General features: G+C 69.6%; 10 protein-coding genes and 1 pseudogene. 1 reads left to right on the top strand and 10 read right to left on the bottom strand.

Features of this window, described 5'->3' with window-relative positions; translation table 11 throughout:
• Positions 1-313: 313 nt before the first annotated feature.
• Positions 314-1,103, bottom strand: a pseudogene (locus A4E84_RS41035) (IS5 family transposase).
• Positions 1,104-1,506: 403 nt separating this feature from the next.
• Complete coding sequence (locus tag A4E84_RS22135) at positions 1,507-1,860, bottom strand: hypothetical protein (RefSeq protein ID WP_063827573.1); 354 nt, start codon at positions 1,858-1,860, stop codon at positions 1,507-1,509.
• A gap of 284 nt (positions 1,861-2,144) precedes the next feature.
• On the opposite strand from A4E84_RS22135, the gene A4E84_RS22130 reads away from it, so the two are divergent.
• Positions 2,145-2,789 carry a hypothetical protein gene (locus tag A4E84_RS22130; protein ID WP_159029606.1) on the top strand — a complete coding sequence of 215 codons (645 nt, stop codon included), beginning with the start codon at positions 2,145-2,147 and terminating at the stop codon, positions 2,787-2,789.
• 221 nt (positions 2,790-3,010) lie between these two features.
• On the opposite strand, the gene gntA is transcribed toward A4E84_RS22130, so the two are convergent.
• From gntA to A4E84_RS22090, 8 genes are all read right to left on the bottom strand, one after another.
• On the bottom strand, positions 3,011-4,258 hold the full coding sequence (gntA, locus tag A4E84_RS41030) for a guanitoxin biosynthesis heme-dependent pre-guanitoxin N-hydroxylase GntA (RefSeq protein ID WP_062928260.1): 1,248 nt from the start codon (positions 4,256-4,258) through the stop codon (positions 3,011-3,013).
• Positions 4,248-5,054 (bottom strand): enoyl-ACP reductase FabI, encoded by an 807-nt coding sequence (fabI, locus tag A4E84_RS22120; protein WP_062928259.1) that lies wholly within the window; start codon positions 5,052-5,054, stop codon positions 4,248-4,250. The genes gntA and fabI overlap by 11 nt, the downstream gene beginning before the upstream one ends.
• Before the next feature lie 70 nt (positions 5,055-5,124).
• Complete coding sequence (locus A4E84_RS22115) at positions 5,125-6,480, bottom strand: condensation domain-containing protein (RefSeq protein WP_062928258.1); 1,356 nt, start codon at positions 6,478-6,480, stop codon at positions 5,125-5,127.
• A complete protein-coding gene (gene fabF / locus A4E84_RS22110) occupies positions 6,470-7,759 on the bottom strand; it encodes a beta-ketoacyl-ACP synthase II (RefSeq protein ID WP_062928257.1) in 1,290 nt (429 codons plus the stop codon). Before fabF ends, A4E84_RS22115 begins: the two co-directional genes overlap by 11 nt.
• Positions 7,752-9,473 carry a thiamine pyrophosphate-binding protein gene (locus A4E84_RS22105; RefSeq protein WP_062928256.1) on the bottom strand — a complete coding sequence of 574 codons (1,722 nt, stop codon included), beginning with the start codon at positions 9,471-9,473 and terminating at the stop codon, positions 7,752-7,754. The genes fabF and A4E84_RS22105 overlap by 8 nt, the downstream gene beginning before the upstream one ends.
• A complete protein-coding gene (locus A4E84_RS22100; protein ID WP_079129063.1) occupies positions 9,470-12,130 on the bottom strand; it encodes an aldehyde dehydrogenase family protein in 2,661 nt (886 codons plus the stop codon). Before A4E84_RS22100 ends, A4E84_RS22105 begins: the two co-directional genes overlap by 4 nt.
• 207 nt (positions 12,131-12,337) lie before the next feature.
• Positions 12,338-13,570, bottom strand: coding sequence for an ATP-grasp domain-containing protein (locus A4E84_RS22095; RefSeq protein WP_062928254.1), 1,233 nt, complete (start codon positions 13,568-13,570; stop codon positions 12,338-12,340).
• Positions 13,567-14,709, bottom strand: coding sequence for an MFS transporter (locus A4E84_RS22090; protein ID WP_159029605.1), 1,143 nt, complete (start codon positions 14,707-14,709; stop codon positions 13,567-13,569). Before A4E84_RS22090 ends, A4E84_RS22095 begins: the two co-directional genes overlap by 4 nt.
• Positions 14,710-14,744: the final 35 nt, after the last annotated feature.

The following is a 14,744-nucleotide window of genomic DNA, read 5'->3' as shown; positions in this document are numbered from 1 at the left end:
GACTATGGGTTTGCCACGGCGCTCCCGCAGTGGCAGGGGCCCGGGGACCTTCACGCACAGTGATGTACGCGGTCAGCGTGGACTATCCGTGGACGAGCCTCGGGCCATCGTGGGTTTATAAGGGTCTGACCGGTGCTTTTCTCCAGGACTCAAGGGCCCTCCGGAGACGTGTGCGATGACGACAGTGATAGCACTCGGGACAGCAATGAAGGCGTACGGCAGCGGTTCTGCAACTAGAGCAACGGATAGCTGCCGATCCGACCGGTGACCAAGAGTGTGACCGCGACAGCGGGCCCGCATCTGCTAAGTGGTCCTAACAAAGGCGTTGGACGTGGCGGTGGATGATCAGGCAGGTGGCGAGGCCGAGGAAGGCTTCGTGGATGTCGTCGCGTCGTTCCCAGCGGATGCGCAGGCGGCGGAAGCCGTGCAGCCAGGCGATGTCCGCTCGACCACCCAACGGAAGACGCCCAGGCCGGAGCCGTGTTCCTGGCCTCGTTCGGCGATCACTGGGGTGATGCCTCGCGCTTGGACAAGGCGTCGGTACTTGTCGTGGTCGTAGCCCCGGTCAGCGAGCAGGGCATCAGGGCGCCGGCGCGGGCGGCCGACGACACCGGCGACTGCCGGGACCTTGTCGAGCAAGGGCAGCAGCTGGGTGACGTCGTTGCGGTTGCCGCCGGTCAGCGACACCGCGAGCGGGATGCCCTGGCCGTCGGTGAGGACGTGATGCTTGCTGCCCGGACGTGCGCGGTCGACCGGGCTGGGACCGCTTTTGGGCCTCTGCGGGCCGCCCGGACATGAGAGGAGTCGATCACCGCCCGCGACCAGTCGAGCTTCTTCGCCGCCCGCAGCTTCTTCAGCAGCACCAGGTGCAGTTCGTCCCAGACGCCGGCCTCGTTCAAGGCGGCCAGGCGCCGCCAGCACGTCATCCCCGAGCCAAAGCCCAGCTCCTGCGGCAGGTACTCCCACTGGATGCCGGTGTGCAGCACGAACGGGATCCCGCACAAGGCCTGCCGGTCCGGGACCCGCGGCCTGCCCTCGACCAGCTTCGGACCCGGCTTGGGCAGCAACGGCTCGATCAGCGAGCACAGTTCGTCCGAGACAATCCACGGACGCGACTCCCTCTTCCCCACGACCAGACCAACGAGCAACCAAACCGACAGTCACATGATCAACGGCTTCTGTTAGGACCTCTTAGCCCAGGGCGCCAAGAAACCACCGCTCATGCCACCGATAAGAGCCGCCACCAACGTCGCTAGCCAGCTCGCCATCTCAACTCCCCGTTCGAAGGTCTCGGGAGCGTATCGAGGACCACCGACACCGTCTGCTGAGGCTGTGCCCCAGCCGTGCCCGATCGAACGGGAAACCACGGGGAAGACCGGGAAGCCAGAGAGGCCCGGCAAGCAGACGGCCCCCGACCAAAACCCGAGGTCAGGGGGCGTTCTCACTGCTCATCGGGCAGAGGCGGTGGGATTTGAAACCACGGTGACATCGCTGCCGCGACGGCTTTCAAGATCGCGTACTGGGAGCCGGACGCTCGTACCCAAGGATGTCGTGAAGCCAACGGTCGAGGTACTCGGCCTCTGCCACTCGGTCGCCCTCGACGATCAGCCACTCACGGGCGGCAGTGACCATATACGTCTCGGCTTGATCCGTTTCCTCAGGCCTAAGCTCGACCCGATCAGTCAGCTCGCCCCATATGAGTGCGAGCGAACACAGGGCTTCATCGCCGTTGCCCACCGGTGCCCCGCCACTGGCAAGACCCAAGATCTCCAGAGCCTGTTCGTACGGCGAAGTGTCGCTGTCCAGCATGGCCGTCGCACGCGCCCTGACCGCTGCGCGAAAGGACTCCGAGGCATCCATGGTCCAGAGAGTAGGCGACGTGATGTGGAGCACCGGCCATGTCGGCAACCTGTACAGCAGCGCAGTACCGCAACCACAGCAACCGTCTCTGTCGCGTAGCAGTCCTCCGAGGCCGTGCAGCGACCGGTCTGCCCCCTCACTGACTGATCCACATAGAGCTACGGATGAGAACGTGCGGCCATCTGAGCCTGAGTGGCGAGATCACGCCCTCTACGGGGGACGGAGTGCGGCTGTACCGTGCGCTTCGCACACATAGGAGCACCTCAGGGCACTGGAGCCAGACTGTGATAGCCATTCAACTTGCCGCTGAGGCCATTAACACAGCCTTCATCGCCGCCATTGCTGGCGTGGCTGGCGCCCTGGTGGGAGGAGTGGCCGCCGTTACCGCCGCCCGTTTCGCCAGTCGAGGATCCGTAGGTGCTGCCGCGAAATCAGGAGCCGATGCCTACGGCATGTCCGTTCGGCAGACACGGATGGACTCGTATCAGGAGTTCGCCAAGGCTGCTCGCATAGCGGTAAGTCAGATACAAGACGCCGCCAACTCAGTCGGGGCGTACAGCCAAAGCATCGGGGAAGACGAGCGCCGCGGTGCCATCCCATCCCTACAGGACCCTCTGGCTCAACTCGATCCGATGGGCGATGCCGCGATCCGCGTACGACTCGCCGGCCCAAAGGTCGTCGCCGAAGAGGCGTATGCAGTCCTTGAGAAGTGTGGGAACGCGCTGGGTGACCTGGAGAGCTACGTCGGGCTGGTCCAAAGCAGCCCCTTCATGTCAGTAGACAGCGACAATCTCGTGATCATGACGGAAGGCCCCCTGATCCGGTACCGCGAGGTAGCAGCCTCCATCGGAGCTGCTTCGACTGCGATCGCAGAGTTCCTAGACGTAGCGCGTGACCATCTGGACGACTGGAACGGAAGCCCCGCCTAGCGGCGTACCGAGAGTCAGGCTTGGACGAACATGAACCTGTCCCCGGTGAGTGTCTAACTGCGTGACAACGACGACACACGGCCGCGAACAAGCGTGGACGTCTGCGGACCATCAGCGCAGGTGCAGGATGCACCAGCTCAAGGACAGTGAGTATTCCGAGTTGCTTCGGGACGAAGAGGTCGTGGGTTCAAATCCCGCCACCCCGACAGTGAAGTACCAAGTCAGGGACCTGATCCAGGGAATGGGTCGGGTCCCTGAGTGGTTTCGGGCGCGGTGGGTCGGGCGGTGAAGGGGCAGCCCCACTCCGGCTCGGTCATCCGGCCGCTGTAGTGGCGTGCCTCTGATCGGTACGTGGCCAGGCTCGGGTTCATGGATCCGTTGAGGTCGTGGTCCCTTTGCCGGATCTTCTTGCGCATCTTGAAGAAGGTGCGTCCCATCGCGTTGAACTGCAGGTGGGAGTTGAATACCAGCGCCGGCATGGTGAAGCGCCGGCTCGGACGGGACGTGCCGGGGTGGAGACCCACCACGAAGAAGGGGTGGCCGCCGACGGAGAAGGCGAATCGGGGTGAAGAGGGGTCCGAGGCGTACTGGGTGGACCAGGGGTGGTGTCTGCTGTCCCGGTCGTGCATGTCCTGCAGGTGGCGCCACATCGCGTCCTCGAAGGCCCGCTCCGACGTGTCGGGAAGGCTGTCGAACGTCGCCACGAACGACGCGTAGCTCCGTTCACCGGGTTCGAGTGACTCAAGGAAGTCGTGGAGTCCCTCCAGGGTCCTGCCGGCGGCGTCCGCACGTCCCAGTTCTCCGCAGTGCCGGTGCGAGATCGTGTTCCGCTTCAGGGCCGCCCTGGCGCCCAGGCACACGAAGGAGTCCTGGCCGATGAGGTCGGCCAGCGCCCCGTACGCGCGCTCCTCGGTGTCGGCGGCCGCCGGCTCGGCCACCGGGTGGGTGGACAGCATCTGGGCGGTGGACACCGTGACAGCTGTCCCGTCCTGCGTCTCGATCGCCACCTCCACCGATATCAGCCCCCCTCCCATCGCCCGTCGCGCCCTGACCAGCCGGGCCCGGGCCATGAGCACGTCGCCTCTCCTGATCGGACGGATGTGGCGGTACTCCTGGGAGAGGTGTACGGCCGACGTGTAGTCGTAGCCGAGCGGGTGTCGCGCTACGACCGCCGCCTCGGCCCGGGCTGCCAGCCGGACGGCGAACGTGGGTGGTGCGATGACGTCCGGGTATCCCAGTTCACGGGCCGCCTCCGCGCAGCGGTACGCCGGATGGGGGTCGCCGATGGCGTCGGCGAACTCCGCGATCAGGTCGCCGGTCATCTCGACGGGCCCCACCAGGGCCGGTGCCTGTGCATCGGCATCAGCGTCGGAGTCGGAGTCGGAGTCGGAGTCGGTCTCAGCCGAGGCCGAGGCCGAGGCCTCGGTCGCGGCCTCGGCCTCGGCCTCGGGCGCCAGCTCAGTGTCCACGGATCCCACCGTCCCCGATCGCGTGGACTCCTCCGTCGACGTGCAGGATCTCCCCGGTGGTCGAGGGCAGCCAGTCCGACAGGAGCACCGCGCACGCCCTCGCCACCGGCTCGAAGTCCGTGGCCTGCCACCCCAGTGGGGCTCTGAGGTCCCACTCCTTCTCCGCCTGGGCCGGGTCCGTGTCCTCTTCGTAGGTGGCACGGCCGGCCGGTGTCTGCAGCGGTCCGGCCGCCACAAGGTTGACCCGGACGCCCCGCTCCCCGAGATACGCCGCGAGGTAGCGTGCGCACGCCTCCAGGCCCGCCTTGGCCACGCCCATCCAGTCGTACCCCGCCCACACCTGGCGGGAATCGAAGTCGAGTCCGACCACGGAGGATCCCCTGCGCAGGAGCGGGAGCAGCGCGGTGGTCAGCGACTGCAGGGAGAGCGTGGACACCTCGAACGCGGTCGTGGCGTCCTGCCGTGTCGTGCTGAGGAAGCTGCCTCCCAGCGCGCCGGGGGGTGCGTACGCAACCGCGTGCAGCACCCCGTCGAGGTGATCGGCGTGTTCGCGGATCCTGCTCTCCAGCGTGGCCAGGTGCTCGTCGTCGGTGACGTCGAGTTCGATGACCGGGGCGGGTTCCGGCAGCCGTCTGGCCATCCGCTCGACCAGGGAGAGCCGGCCGTATCCCGTGAGGATGACGCGGGCTCCCTCTTCCTGGGCTGTGCGGGCTACGTGGAAGGCGATCGAGCGGTCCGTGAGAACGCCCGTGACCAGGATGGTCCTTCCCTCCAGCAAGCCGGTCCGTGCAGTCACGGTTTCCACCTTTCGCAATGTTCGGTCCGTGCGGTGCCGGCCTCGGTCGCCCGGGCCGGGGCCGGCACGCTCAGCGCAGGCGCGCGTGCAGGACGGTGACCGGTAGGCCGGGCTCGTCCGCGGCGGCCGCGGCCACCGCCAGTACGGCGTCGAGCAGCGGCTCGGGCTCCGGCAGGACGCGGGTGTCGTACGTGAGGGTCGCTTCGACGACGCCGGGACGGTCCATGTAGTAGTTGATCCACACCGCTGCCGTGGACGGCCCGGCGGCACGCTCCCCCGCCCACAGCGGGGCGAGGAAGTCGCGGGTCGCGGTCGTGGCCTTCGCGCCCGGCGCGAGGACGACCGGGCGCGCGGGCGGCAGCACGTTGACCCCCACGTTGCGGGGTGCCAGCGGGGCGACCTCGCGGATGGACCTGCCGTACGTGGGCGGCAGTTGCCGGTTGGTGTGGCAGTGCGCAGTGATCCACTCACCGACACCGAGGGGCTCGGGGCTCGGTGGAAGCAGTACGCAGGGCTCGACCAGCGGGCCGATGACCAGCACGTCCTCCGGCCTGGCGTGGCCGTGGCGCAGGCTGAGCAGCGGCTGCGGCCCGTCCGCCCACAGGCCCGCGGCGAGGGCGGTGACTGCGAACAGCACCTCGGCGCGGCTCAGCCCGGTGCGCGTCGCCACGGCGGCGAGGTCCGCGGCCAGCCGGTCCGGAAGTGCGCCGTCGAAGGTGCCGTCGGCCAGGAACGATTCAGGCCCTCCCGGCGCACCGCCCGGCAGACGCAGGGCGGGCCCCGGCAGCGGGTGGGGCTCCAGCAGGTCCCGCCACCGGGCGAGGCTCTCCTCGCGGACCCGGTGTGCGGGCAGGTCGTGCAGGAAGGCTTCGAAACCGCGCCCGCGCACGGTGTGGTCACCCGACCGGCAGGCGCCGGCGACGGCCCGGACCAGCAGGCCGAGCGCCCAGCCGTCGATGACGGAGTGGTCGAAGGAGAACGCGAGCAGCTGTTCCCCCTCGTCTGCGGGATCCGTGGCCCGCAGCAGGCACACGCGCCCCACCGGATCGTTGCGCAGGTCCGGCTTGTCGAAGAACACCGGCGCCAGGAAGGTGGCGGCCTCCTGGCTGAGCCGGCCGCCGGACACGACGGCGGGGAGGTCGACGACCTCCAGCTTCACGGGGACGGGCTCCTGCCGTTCCAGGCAGGGGCCTTCCTCCGTGGCCCGCAGCCGCAGATGCAGGACGTCCGTGGCCAGCGTCACCCGCTCGACGGCCTCGGCGAGCCGCCCGGCATCGAGCGGGCCGCTCACGCGGAGCAGGTTCCATGCCATGTCCGCCGGATTCCTGCGCAGGTACCCGTCGGCATCCGTCTCACCGTTGGCCAGGCCGCGCACCGGCATCCCGTAGGCGGGCAGTGTGGCCCTGGCGGCGTCGTCAGTGCTCACGGCCGGCCTCCCAGGCGCGCAGGACGAGTACGGCGTTGTGGCCGCCGAAACCGAAGGAGTTGCTCATCGCCACGTCGACCCGGTGCTCCTGCGCCTCGTGCGGGACGAAGTTCAGGTCGTCGGCGATCGGACGGTGGCAGTTGATCGTCGGCGGTACCAGGGAGTTGCGGACGGCCAGGCCGGCGACGATGGCCTCGACGGCGCCGGCGGCACCGATCATGTGGCCGGTCATCGACTTGGTCGAACTGATCGGTATGCGCGTGGCATGGTCGCCGAAGACGGCCCGGATCGACTCGATCTCCGAGCTGTCGTTCGCCTGCGTCGAGGTGCCGTGGGCGTTGATGTAGTCCACGTCGGCGGGCTCCAGGGCGGCGTCGGCGAGCGCCGCCCGCATGGCGGACCGGGCACCGCGGCCTTCGGGGTGCGGCGCCGTCCAGTGGTGCGCGTCCGAGGTGGACCCGTATCCGGCGACCTCGGCCAGGATGGTCGCGCCGCGGGCGAGCGCGTGTTCCTCCGATTCCAGGACCAGTACACCGGCTCCCGCGCTCATGACGAAGCCGTCCCGGTCGCCGTCGAACGGGCGTGAGGCCTCGGCCGGTGCGTCGGTGCGGGTCGACAGGGCGTGGGCGTTGCAGCTCGTGGCCAGTTCGAGCCGGGTGAAGATGTGCTCGGCGCCGCCCGCCAGGGCGACGTCCACCACGCCGTGCCTGATCCAGCGGGCGGCCTCGCCGATGGCGTCCGCGCCCGACGCGCAGGCCGTGCTCAGGGCCCGGGTCGGCCCCGTCGCTCCGTACGCGAAGCTGATCTCACACGCGGCGCTGTCCATGGCGCCGGTGATCTGGGCGAAGGGGCTGACCTTCCGGATGCCTTGCTTCTCAAGGGTGTTGAGGTGCCTGGCCACGGACGACACCGGCCCGTACCCGCTGCCGATCAGTACGCCCGTCCGCTGTCCGGTGGCCTCGTCCAGGTCCAGTTCCGCCTGCCGCATCGCCTCGGCGGCCGCCGCGAAGGCGTACTGCGCGTAGACGTCGGTGCGCCGGATCCGTGGCCGGTCGAGGTGGCGGGCCGGATCGAATCCCCTGACCTCGCCCCCGAAGTCGGTGGGCAGGCCCGTCGTGTCGACACCGGTCAGCGGCGCGATGCCGCTCTTCCCGGCCGTCAGGGCGGACCAGGTGTCGTCCACGGACAGACCGACGGGTGTGACGGCCCCCCAGCCGGTGACGACGACCCTGCGGCGCTCCCCCGTGCGGGTGCCCGGCGCGTTCTTCCCCTCACTCATCGCCTGATCCCGCGATCTGGGGGAAGTCGCCGCCGGCCACGTCCGCGCCGAACATGGCGTCGCTCAGCCGCACCGGCACGTTCAGGACGACCACCTCTCCGGCGGCGCACTTCTGCCATGCCTGCGCGATGTCGGCGGCGAGGGACTCCTTGTCCCACACGGTCACCTGGTGCAGTCCGGGGATCTGCGGCGCCTGCGCCCCTACGGATTCGGGGTCGACGAACGCGTGGTCGCCCACCGGGTTCTCCCGCTGGTCGAGCTGCACCTGCAGCCAGCCGTAGCCGCCGTTGCGCAGCACCACGTAGAGCAGGCCGCCGCCGCTGTTCTTCACCGCGGTGGACAGGTCGGCTCCCGCCATGGTGAACGCGCCGTCCCCGACGAACGCCACCACCGCTCGCTCCGGGGCGGCGAGTTTGACCCCGAGTGCGGCGGCCGCGCCGAAGCCCAGGCTCGTCTGCTCGGACGGGACGACGGAACCGGCCCCCGAGGTACAGGCGTACAGCGGGTACTTGTACGACCACATGTCCTGCAGGCCGTTCTCCTGCACCAGGATCCGGTCGGCGGGGAGTTCGGTGTCCAGGGCACGGAGCACTTCGGCGATGTGCAGGTCGGCGGAGCGCGCGAGTCCGTCGAGCAACTCCTGGTGTGCGGTGTGCAGTTCGGTGTGCACGGAGCGGACGGTCGCCGTCCACTGCGGGTCGGCGGGCTCGGCGGGCAGCTGCGCCAGCCAGGACCGTACGGTCGCCCCGGCGGGAGCGAGGGCCTTGGGCCCCTGGAACGCGGTCGCGAAGTCGGCCGCCGCCATGTTCACCTGGACCACGGGGACGTCGCGCCCGATGGTGTCGGGCCACTGGAACGTGGCCGTCTCCTCGAGCCGGCTGCCCAGGGCGACGACGCAGTCGGTCTCCTGCCAGAGCCGCGCCGCCTGCTCCGGTGTGTAGAGCCCGGCGAGACCGCAGAAGTACGGCGACGCCTCGTCGACGGAGCCGCGGCCGGACGCCGTGCTGAAGACCGCGGCGCCCAGCCGCTCGGCCAGCCGCTCCACGTCGCGGCCGCCGTTCTCGTGGCGCATGCCTCCGCCGACGAGCAGGACCGGGCGGCGGGCGGACCGCAGCGTCTCCAGGACGGCGGAGTCGCCTCGCGTGACGATCTCGTGGGGGAGCTCGGAGACGTCCGGTGCCGCCGGTACCGCGAGCGGGGTCTCGCAGAGCAGGTGCTCCGGTATCTCGACGTACACGGGCCCCCGCTCGTGGCGGGCGACGAGGAGGGCGCGTCGGAGCGTGGGCAGCAGCCGGTCCGGGTGATCCACCCGGGCCGCGTACTTGACCAGCGGTGCCACGACGGCGAGCTGGTCGAGTTCCTGGAACGCCCCGCTGCCCCGGTGCCGCGCCCCGGTGCCGCCGCTGAGCAGGAGCACGGGGGCGGCGGACGCCGCCGACTCCAGCAGTCCGGTGACCGTGTTCGTCACGGCCGGGCCCTTGCCCACGACGGCCACGCCGACCTCCCCCGACTGGATCGCCCAGCCGGTGGCCATGAACACCGCGTTGCGCTGGTCGCGGCACAGGACGAAACGGATCCCCGCCTCGTGCGCCGCTTCCAGCGCGTACATGTCGTCGCCGGGGAGACCGAACACGGTCCGCACTCCGGACGCGGTCAGGACCGAGGCGGCGACGGACCAGGCGGCGGCCGCGGACGTGGTGGTTTCGTTGCTCATGACTTCCCCGGCAGGTGGTCGGCGACGGCCTTCGACAGGAGCAGCGGTTCGGTGTGCCGCTTGCGGCCGACGGAGATGTAGTTGGCACGGATTCCACGGCCGCCGAACGGATGGTTGCCGCTCTCGATGTCGATCAGGGTTTCGTCGACGCTCACCATGTGGCGGTCCCTGAGGGCCCCGACGGTGTCGGGCAGGGAGCCGAACACCGTGGCCGCCATGGCGCGTTCGGCGTAGTAGGGATGGCGGAGCAGCTCGTTCAGCCACTCCTCCGAGGAGTAGGGCACGACGTTGAAGACGGGCGCGAACATCTCCGGCGGCAGGAAGGGGTCGTCCGTCGGGTGGATCAGGACGGTGGGCCGCACGTGCCGGTCCACGACGTCGATACGGCCGCCCGCGGCGATGAACTCCCGCTTCTCGCACAGGTAGTCCAGCGTCGACGCGAACGCCTCGTCGTAGAACATGGCGCTGTAGTCGGCGGTGGCGTCGTGGGGGGTGCCGAGGCGCAGCGCCTCGACCCGCCGGGACAGCAGGTTGCAGAACTGCGCGCTCACCGAGGTGTGGACGAACACCACGTCGGGCCCGAAGCAGTCCTGTCCGGAGTTGAGCATGCGGACCTTGACCAGGCCGTCGACCGCTTTGCCGAGGTCCGCGTCGGCACCGACGACGAACGGGTTGATGCCCTGGCCGAAGAAGCAGAACACCGTGTCGCGGGGCAGCTGCTCGCGGATCGTCTCGGCGTTCTCGTACGAACCCGTGAAGACGAGGACGTCGGACTTCGTGCCCACGTTCTCCATGAACTCGCGCTGGCCGCTGTCGTCGAGCACCAGGGGCAGTCCGTGGACGGTGCCGATCAGCTTGTGCAGCGCCCTGGTCTGCGCGTCGATCATCCGGGAGGGCCGGAAGACGACCCTCTGGCTGTAGAGGCTGGGGATGACGACGTAGAGGATGTAGCCGTACAGGGGGATGTTCGAGGGCATCAGGACACCGGTCTGGCCGACCGCCTGCGGACCGTAGCGCGACACCTCGGCCACCGCGCCTTCGAGCGCTTCGATGGACGCGTCGATCTCATCCGTGGCGGTCCGGTGGTTGCAGACCTCGGTGAGGATGCCGAGGATCTCGGACCTGCGCTCGCTGAGGAGCCTGGCCACGTCCTGCAGCACGGTGATTCGGTCGCCGAACGGGATGGCCTGCTCGGCGGGCTTGGCCGTCGTCTGCTGTGCGGCCGTCTTCTCCGGGCGGCTCCGGAGAGCGGCCTGTGCCATGTACCGCAGAGCGGTGAGGTTGGCCTTTCCGTTGGTGTGCTCGGGGAACTGCTTGACCACGAGCACCTTGTTCGGCTGCTCGAACTCGGCGACGAGGTCGGCGAACACGCGGCGCCAGTGAGCCGCCGGACGCTCGTCCGGATCCGCGACGACGAAGACGAGGTCCGTGCCGTAGCGGCCGTTCTCCACGGGTATGACGCGCACCGGACGACCGCATTCGCTGGCCTTGGCCGTGATGGCATCCGGGTAGAGCGTGTTTCCGAAGCGGTGGACCGCGGCCTTGCGTCCCAGCACCCGCAGGTTGCCGTTCGCGTCGAGGAAACCCAGGTCCTGCGTCCGGTGCACGGCACGCTGGCTCTCGCGCACGCGGCCGCCCGGCTCCAGCATCCCCACCATGATGTCGGGGGTGTGGACGATCACTTCGCCGACTTCGCCGGCCGGCAGGGGGCGGTCCTCGTCGTCCACCACGGTGACCGTGATCCCGGCGAGCGGCCGGCCGCAGAGCCGCGGGTTGTCGGGCGCGGCCAGCGCGATGTTGCCCGCCTCGGAACTGCCGTATCCGTCCAGCAGCGGCCGGCCCATCTGCTCCGTGAAGCGGCGCAGCAGGTCGTCCTGCAGCGGTTCACCGCCGACACACCACATGCGCACGGACTCGAGGAGAGTGGTGCTGGTGTGCCCGCGGTCCAGCAGGCGCAGGATTCCCTCGTACACGGCGGGAACGGAGTCCACGACCGTGACGCCCAGGTCGACGATGGCTTCGAGGGCCAGGTCGGTGCGCCGGCTCGGCAGCAGAGCGAGGCTCGCCTTCGCCTGCCACCACAGGAGCAGGATGGAGAGACCGTACTGGTGCGTGAACGGCAGCAGGGGCAGCAGTACGTCGGACTCGGTGTACTTCATCCGGTCCTGCGTGCGGGACACGTTGGCGAGTACCGAGCTGCCGGACCGCACGATGCCCTTGGGGCGTCCGAGGCTTCCCGACGTCCACACGATCAGGGCGTCGGAGCGCCGGGCCCAGCGGTCGAACGAGAGCTCCGCGGGCTCACCGGCATCGCGCTGTGCCGCCGCGTCGAGTTCCCGCAGAGGGATCCAGTGCGCGTCGAGCCCCTCGAACGCGGGCACCGACTCCTCGTGGTCCGAGACGAAGAAGTCCGCATCGGCCTCCTCCACCAGGCGTGCGAACTGGTTCGGCGTCACCCCGCGGTCCACGAGCCCGACGGACACTCCGAGCTCCATGAGCGCGAACGTCGTGAGCACCGAGGCCGCGGAGTTCGCGGACGAGAGCAGGACCCGATGGGAGTCGTCGACGCCGCGGGCCTGCAAATCCCGGATGACGCTTGCGCAGGCGATCCTGACCTCGCGCCATGAGCGGCTGCTTTCATTGCGGCTGATGAGCACCAGGAAGACACATCCATTCTTCGAACAGAGTCGGCGAGGGGGACAACACCCGCTGGACGCTATGCGGAGGTGCTCAAGCGGGAATCAAGCGTGGCTCCGGGGCCCGGAGGCGGGCCCTGCGGCATGACGAAGCCGCCCGGGCCGGAGAGCTCGGGCGGCTGCGGAACGAGGGTGGTGGTCTGCCGGGGCGCAGGTCGGGCCCCGGCCTCAGGGTCCTTCGGCATACAGTCCGTTGGATTCCAGGGCACGGATCGCCGCCTGATCGCGGTCGAGTTCGGCCTCCGTGCCGGCGACGAGGGACACGTAACCGGGAGAGGTCGCCATGTCGACCGTACGCCGCACCGGTGCGCCCTCGCGCAGGCCCGTGACCAGCCGGTCGAAAGAGGGCAGGCCCGAGAAGCGGTCGTGCCACGCGGACGACACGCCGGCGCTGCTGTTGATCAGCCAGATGTTGCGCACGGTCCTGCTCCAGGACACGTCACGGTCCCGGAAGGCGTGGAACCCTTCCTGGTCCGTGAGCGCCAGGGCGAGCAGCTCCACGTGGGACGTGCCGGAGTGGCGCTCGATCACGTCGGGCAGCATCGCGCCCATGAGCCGCGCCCCGGTCTCGATCAGCACCGGGCCGTCCTCGGTGAGCATCACCTCGCTGTGCGCGGCGCCATTGGTGATGCCGAGCGCTGTGACGGCCGACACCACGTAGTCGATCAGTTCCGCGACGTGCGGGGCCGTCACCGGCAGGGGCTGCTGGTAGTCGTACAGCGGTGCTCCGGTCGGGCCGGCGGTCTTCGCCGAGAGCCAGACGTCGGACACCTTCTGCACGCCGTCCACAGAGACGGTGTTGACTATGTACTCCGTGCCGGCCAGGAACTTCTGCACCACCGCCGACGGGTTCGGGTTCCCGAAGTAGTCGTTGCTGCGCATGACCGCCTCGCAGGCGGACCGCACCTCTTCCGCGGTGGAGCAGATGTGCACGTTGTCCGTGCCGGCGCTGGCCGCCGGCTTGACGACGACCGGGGAGCCGGCGGTGGTGAACCACTCGACGGCGGCCGCGGGGTCGGTGGTGTTGAAGCTCACCGGGGCGGCCAGCCCCGCCGCGGCGAGCCTGCTGGCCATCAGGTACTTGTCGCGCCTGGCCTCGATGCCGTCGAACTCGTTGCCGGGCAGGCCGAGTTCATGGGCGAGCGTGTCCGCGAGCACCACCCCGCACTCGGCCCCGGCCACCACCCGGTCGACCTCCGCCACCTTCAACGCCCGTACGGCGTCGTCCAGGTCGGAGAACCATCCGAGATCCGCCGCGTAGTAGTCCGGCACGAAGGAGGGCAGCAGGCGGGCGGGCGGCACCTCCTGACTCCGCAGGTGGACGCACTCCACGCCTCGCTCGCGCAGCTTCTTCACAAGGATGCTGCCGGTCGAGTAACCGTCGACGATCGCGATCTTCACTGCAGGGCTCCCGAGGACTCCAGGTGTTCGCTCCGCGCATCGGGGGTGTCGCTCCCCTTGCTCCGGAGTCGCAGGTCACAGAGGTAGGCCAGGCCGGCTATGAGCGCGGCGGTGGCACCGAACGCGGCGAAGGAGGCAGCGGGGCCACCGTGGTCGAGGACCGTGCCGGCCAGCGGCGAACCGACCACGTTGCCGACCAGGATCGCGCTGGCGTACGTGCCCATGGCCACGCCCTTGCTGTCGTCGGGTGCGAGCCCGCTCACGGCGCCGGCACTGGCCGACAGGGCGGGTGCCACCAGGAGGTTGGCCGGGATGGCGAACACGCACAGCCAGTACCACTCGGACGCGAGGCCGATCGGGATGCAGAGCACACCGAGGAGCGCGCCGATCGCGAAGACCGACGGCGGGCGGCGCATGCCTCCGTAGAGGAAGCCGCCGGCCACGGAAGCCAGGCCCGCGACCACCAGCAGCAGCCAGCTCCACTGCAGCTGACCGGACTTCTGCAGGGTGCCGATGGCCGCGACCTCGAAGCCGATCACCGCGATCGAGGTGGCGACGGTGATGCTCAGGGCGCACACCATCCGCGCGGTCAGCCAGCTGCGCAGCCGGGGCTTGGGGCCGTCCGCCGCCGGACGTGCCGCCTTGAGGGGCGGGTCGAGCAGCAGGTACGCGCAGCCCGCGGCGAACAGCAGCGTGCCCATGGCCAGGAACGCCACCGTGGGCGACGCCAGGGTGGCGAGCAGGATGCCGAAGGACGGGCCCGCCATGTAGGCGACGTCGGTGGTGATCGCCTCGACCGCATAGGCGGTGTGCCGGTTCTCCTCGGTGACCATGTTGGCCAGGGCCAGGCGGATGACCGTGAAGGCGGGCAGCGTGGTCAGGCCGCCGATGAACGCGGTGGCGACCAGGGCGGGGAACGGCAGGAAGTGGGCCAGCCCCCAGAACAGCGACTGGGCGATCACCAGCAGCCCGAAGACCTTGCGCAGACCGTAGCGGTCGAGACCACGGCCCTGGAGTGGGGCTCCCAGGCCCGCGCCGGCCGTCCAGAACGCGGCCACCAGGCTTCCCGCACCGAAGCCGCGGTCCATGTTTCCCACCACGTGCAGGATGAGGACCGACGAGATACCGAGGCCGGGCATTTTCGCCAGCAACCCCACGGCCATAAGGGGTCGAA

Origin of the sequence: Streptomyces qaidamensis (assembly GCF_001611795.1) — a bacterium.
GTDB lineage: Bacteria > Actinomycetota > Actinomycetes > Streptomycetales > Streptomycetaceae > Streptomyces > Streptomyces qaidamensis.
This window is presented reverse-complemented; position numbering and strand designations above follow the sequence as displayed.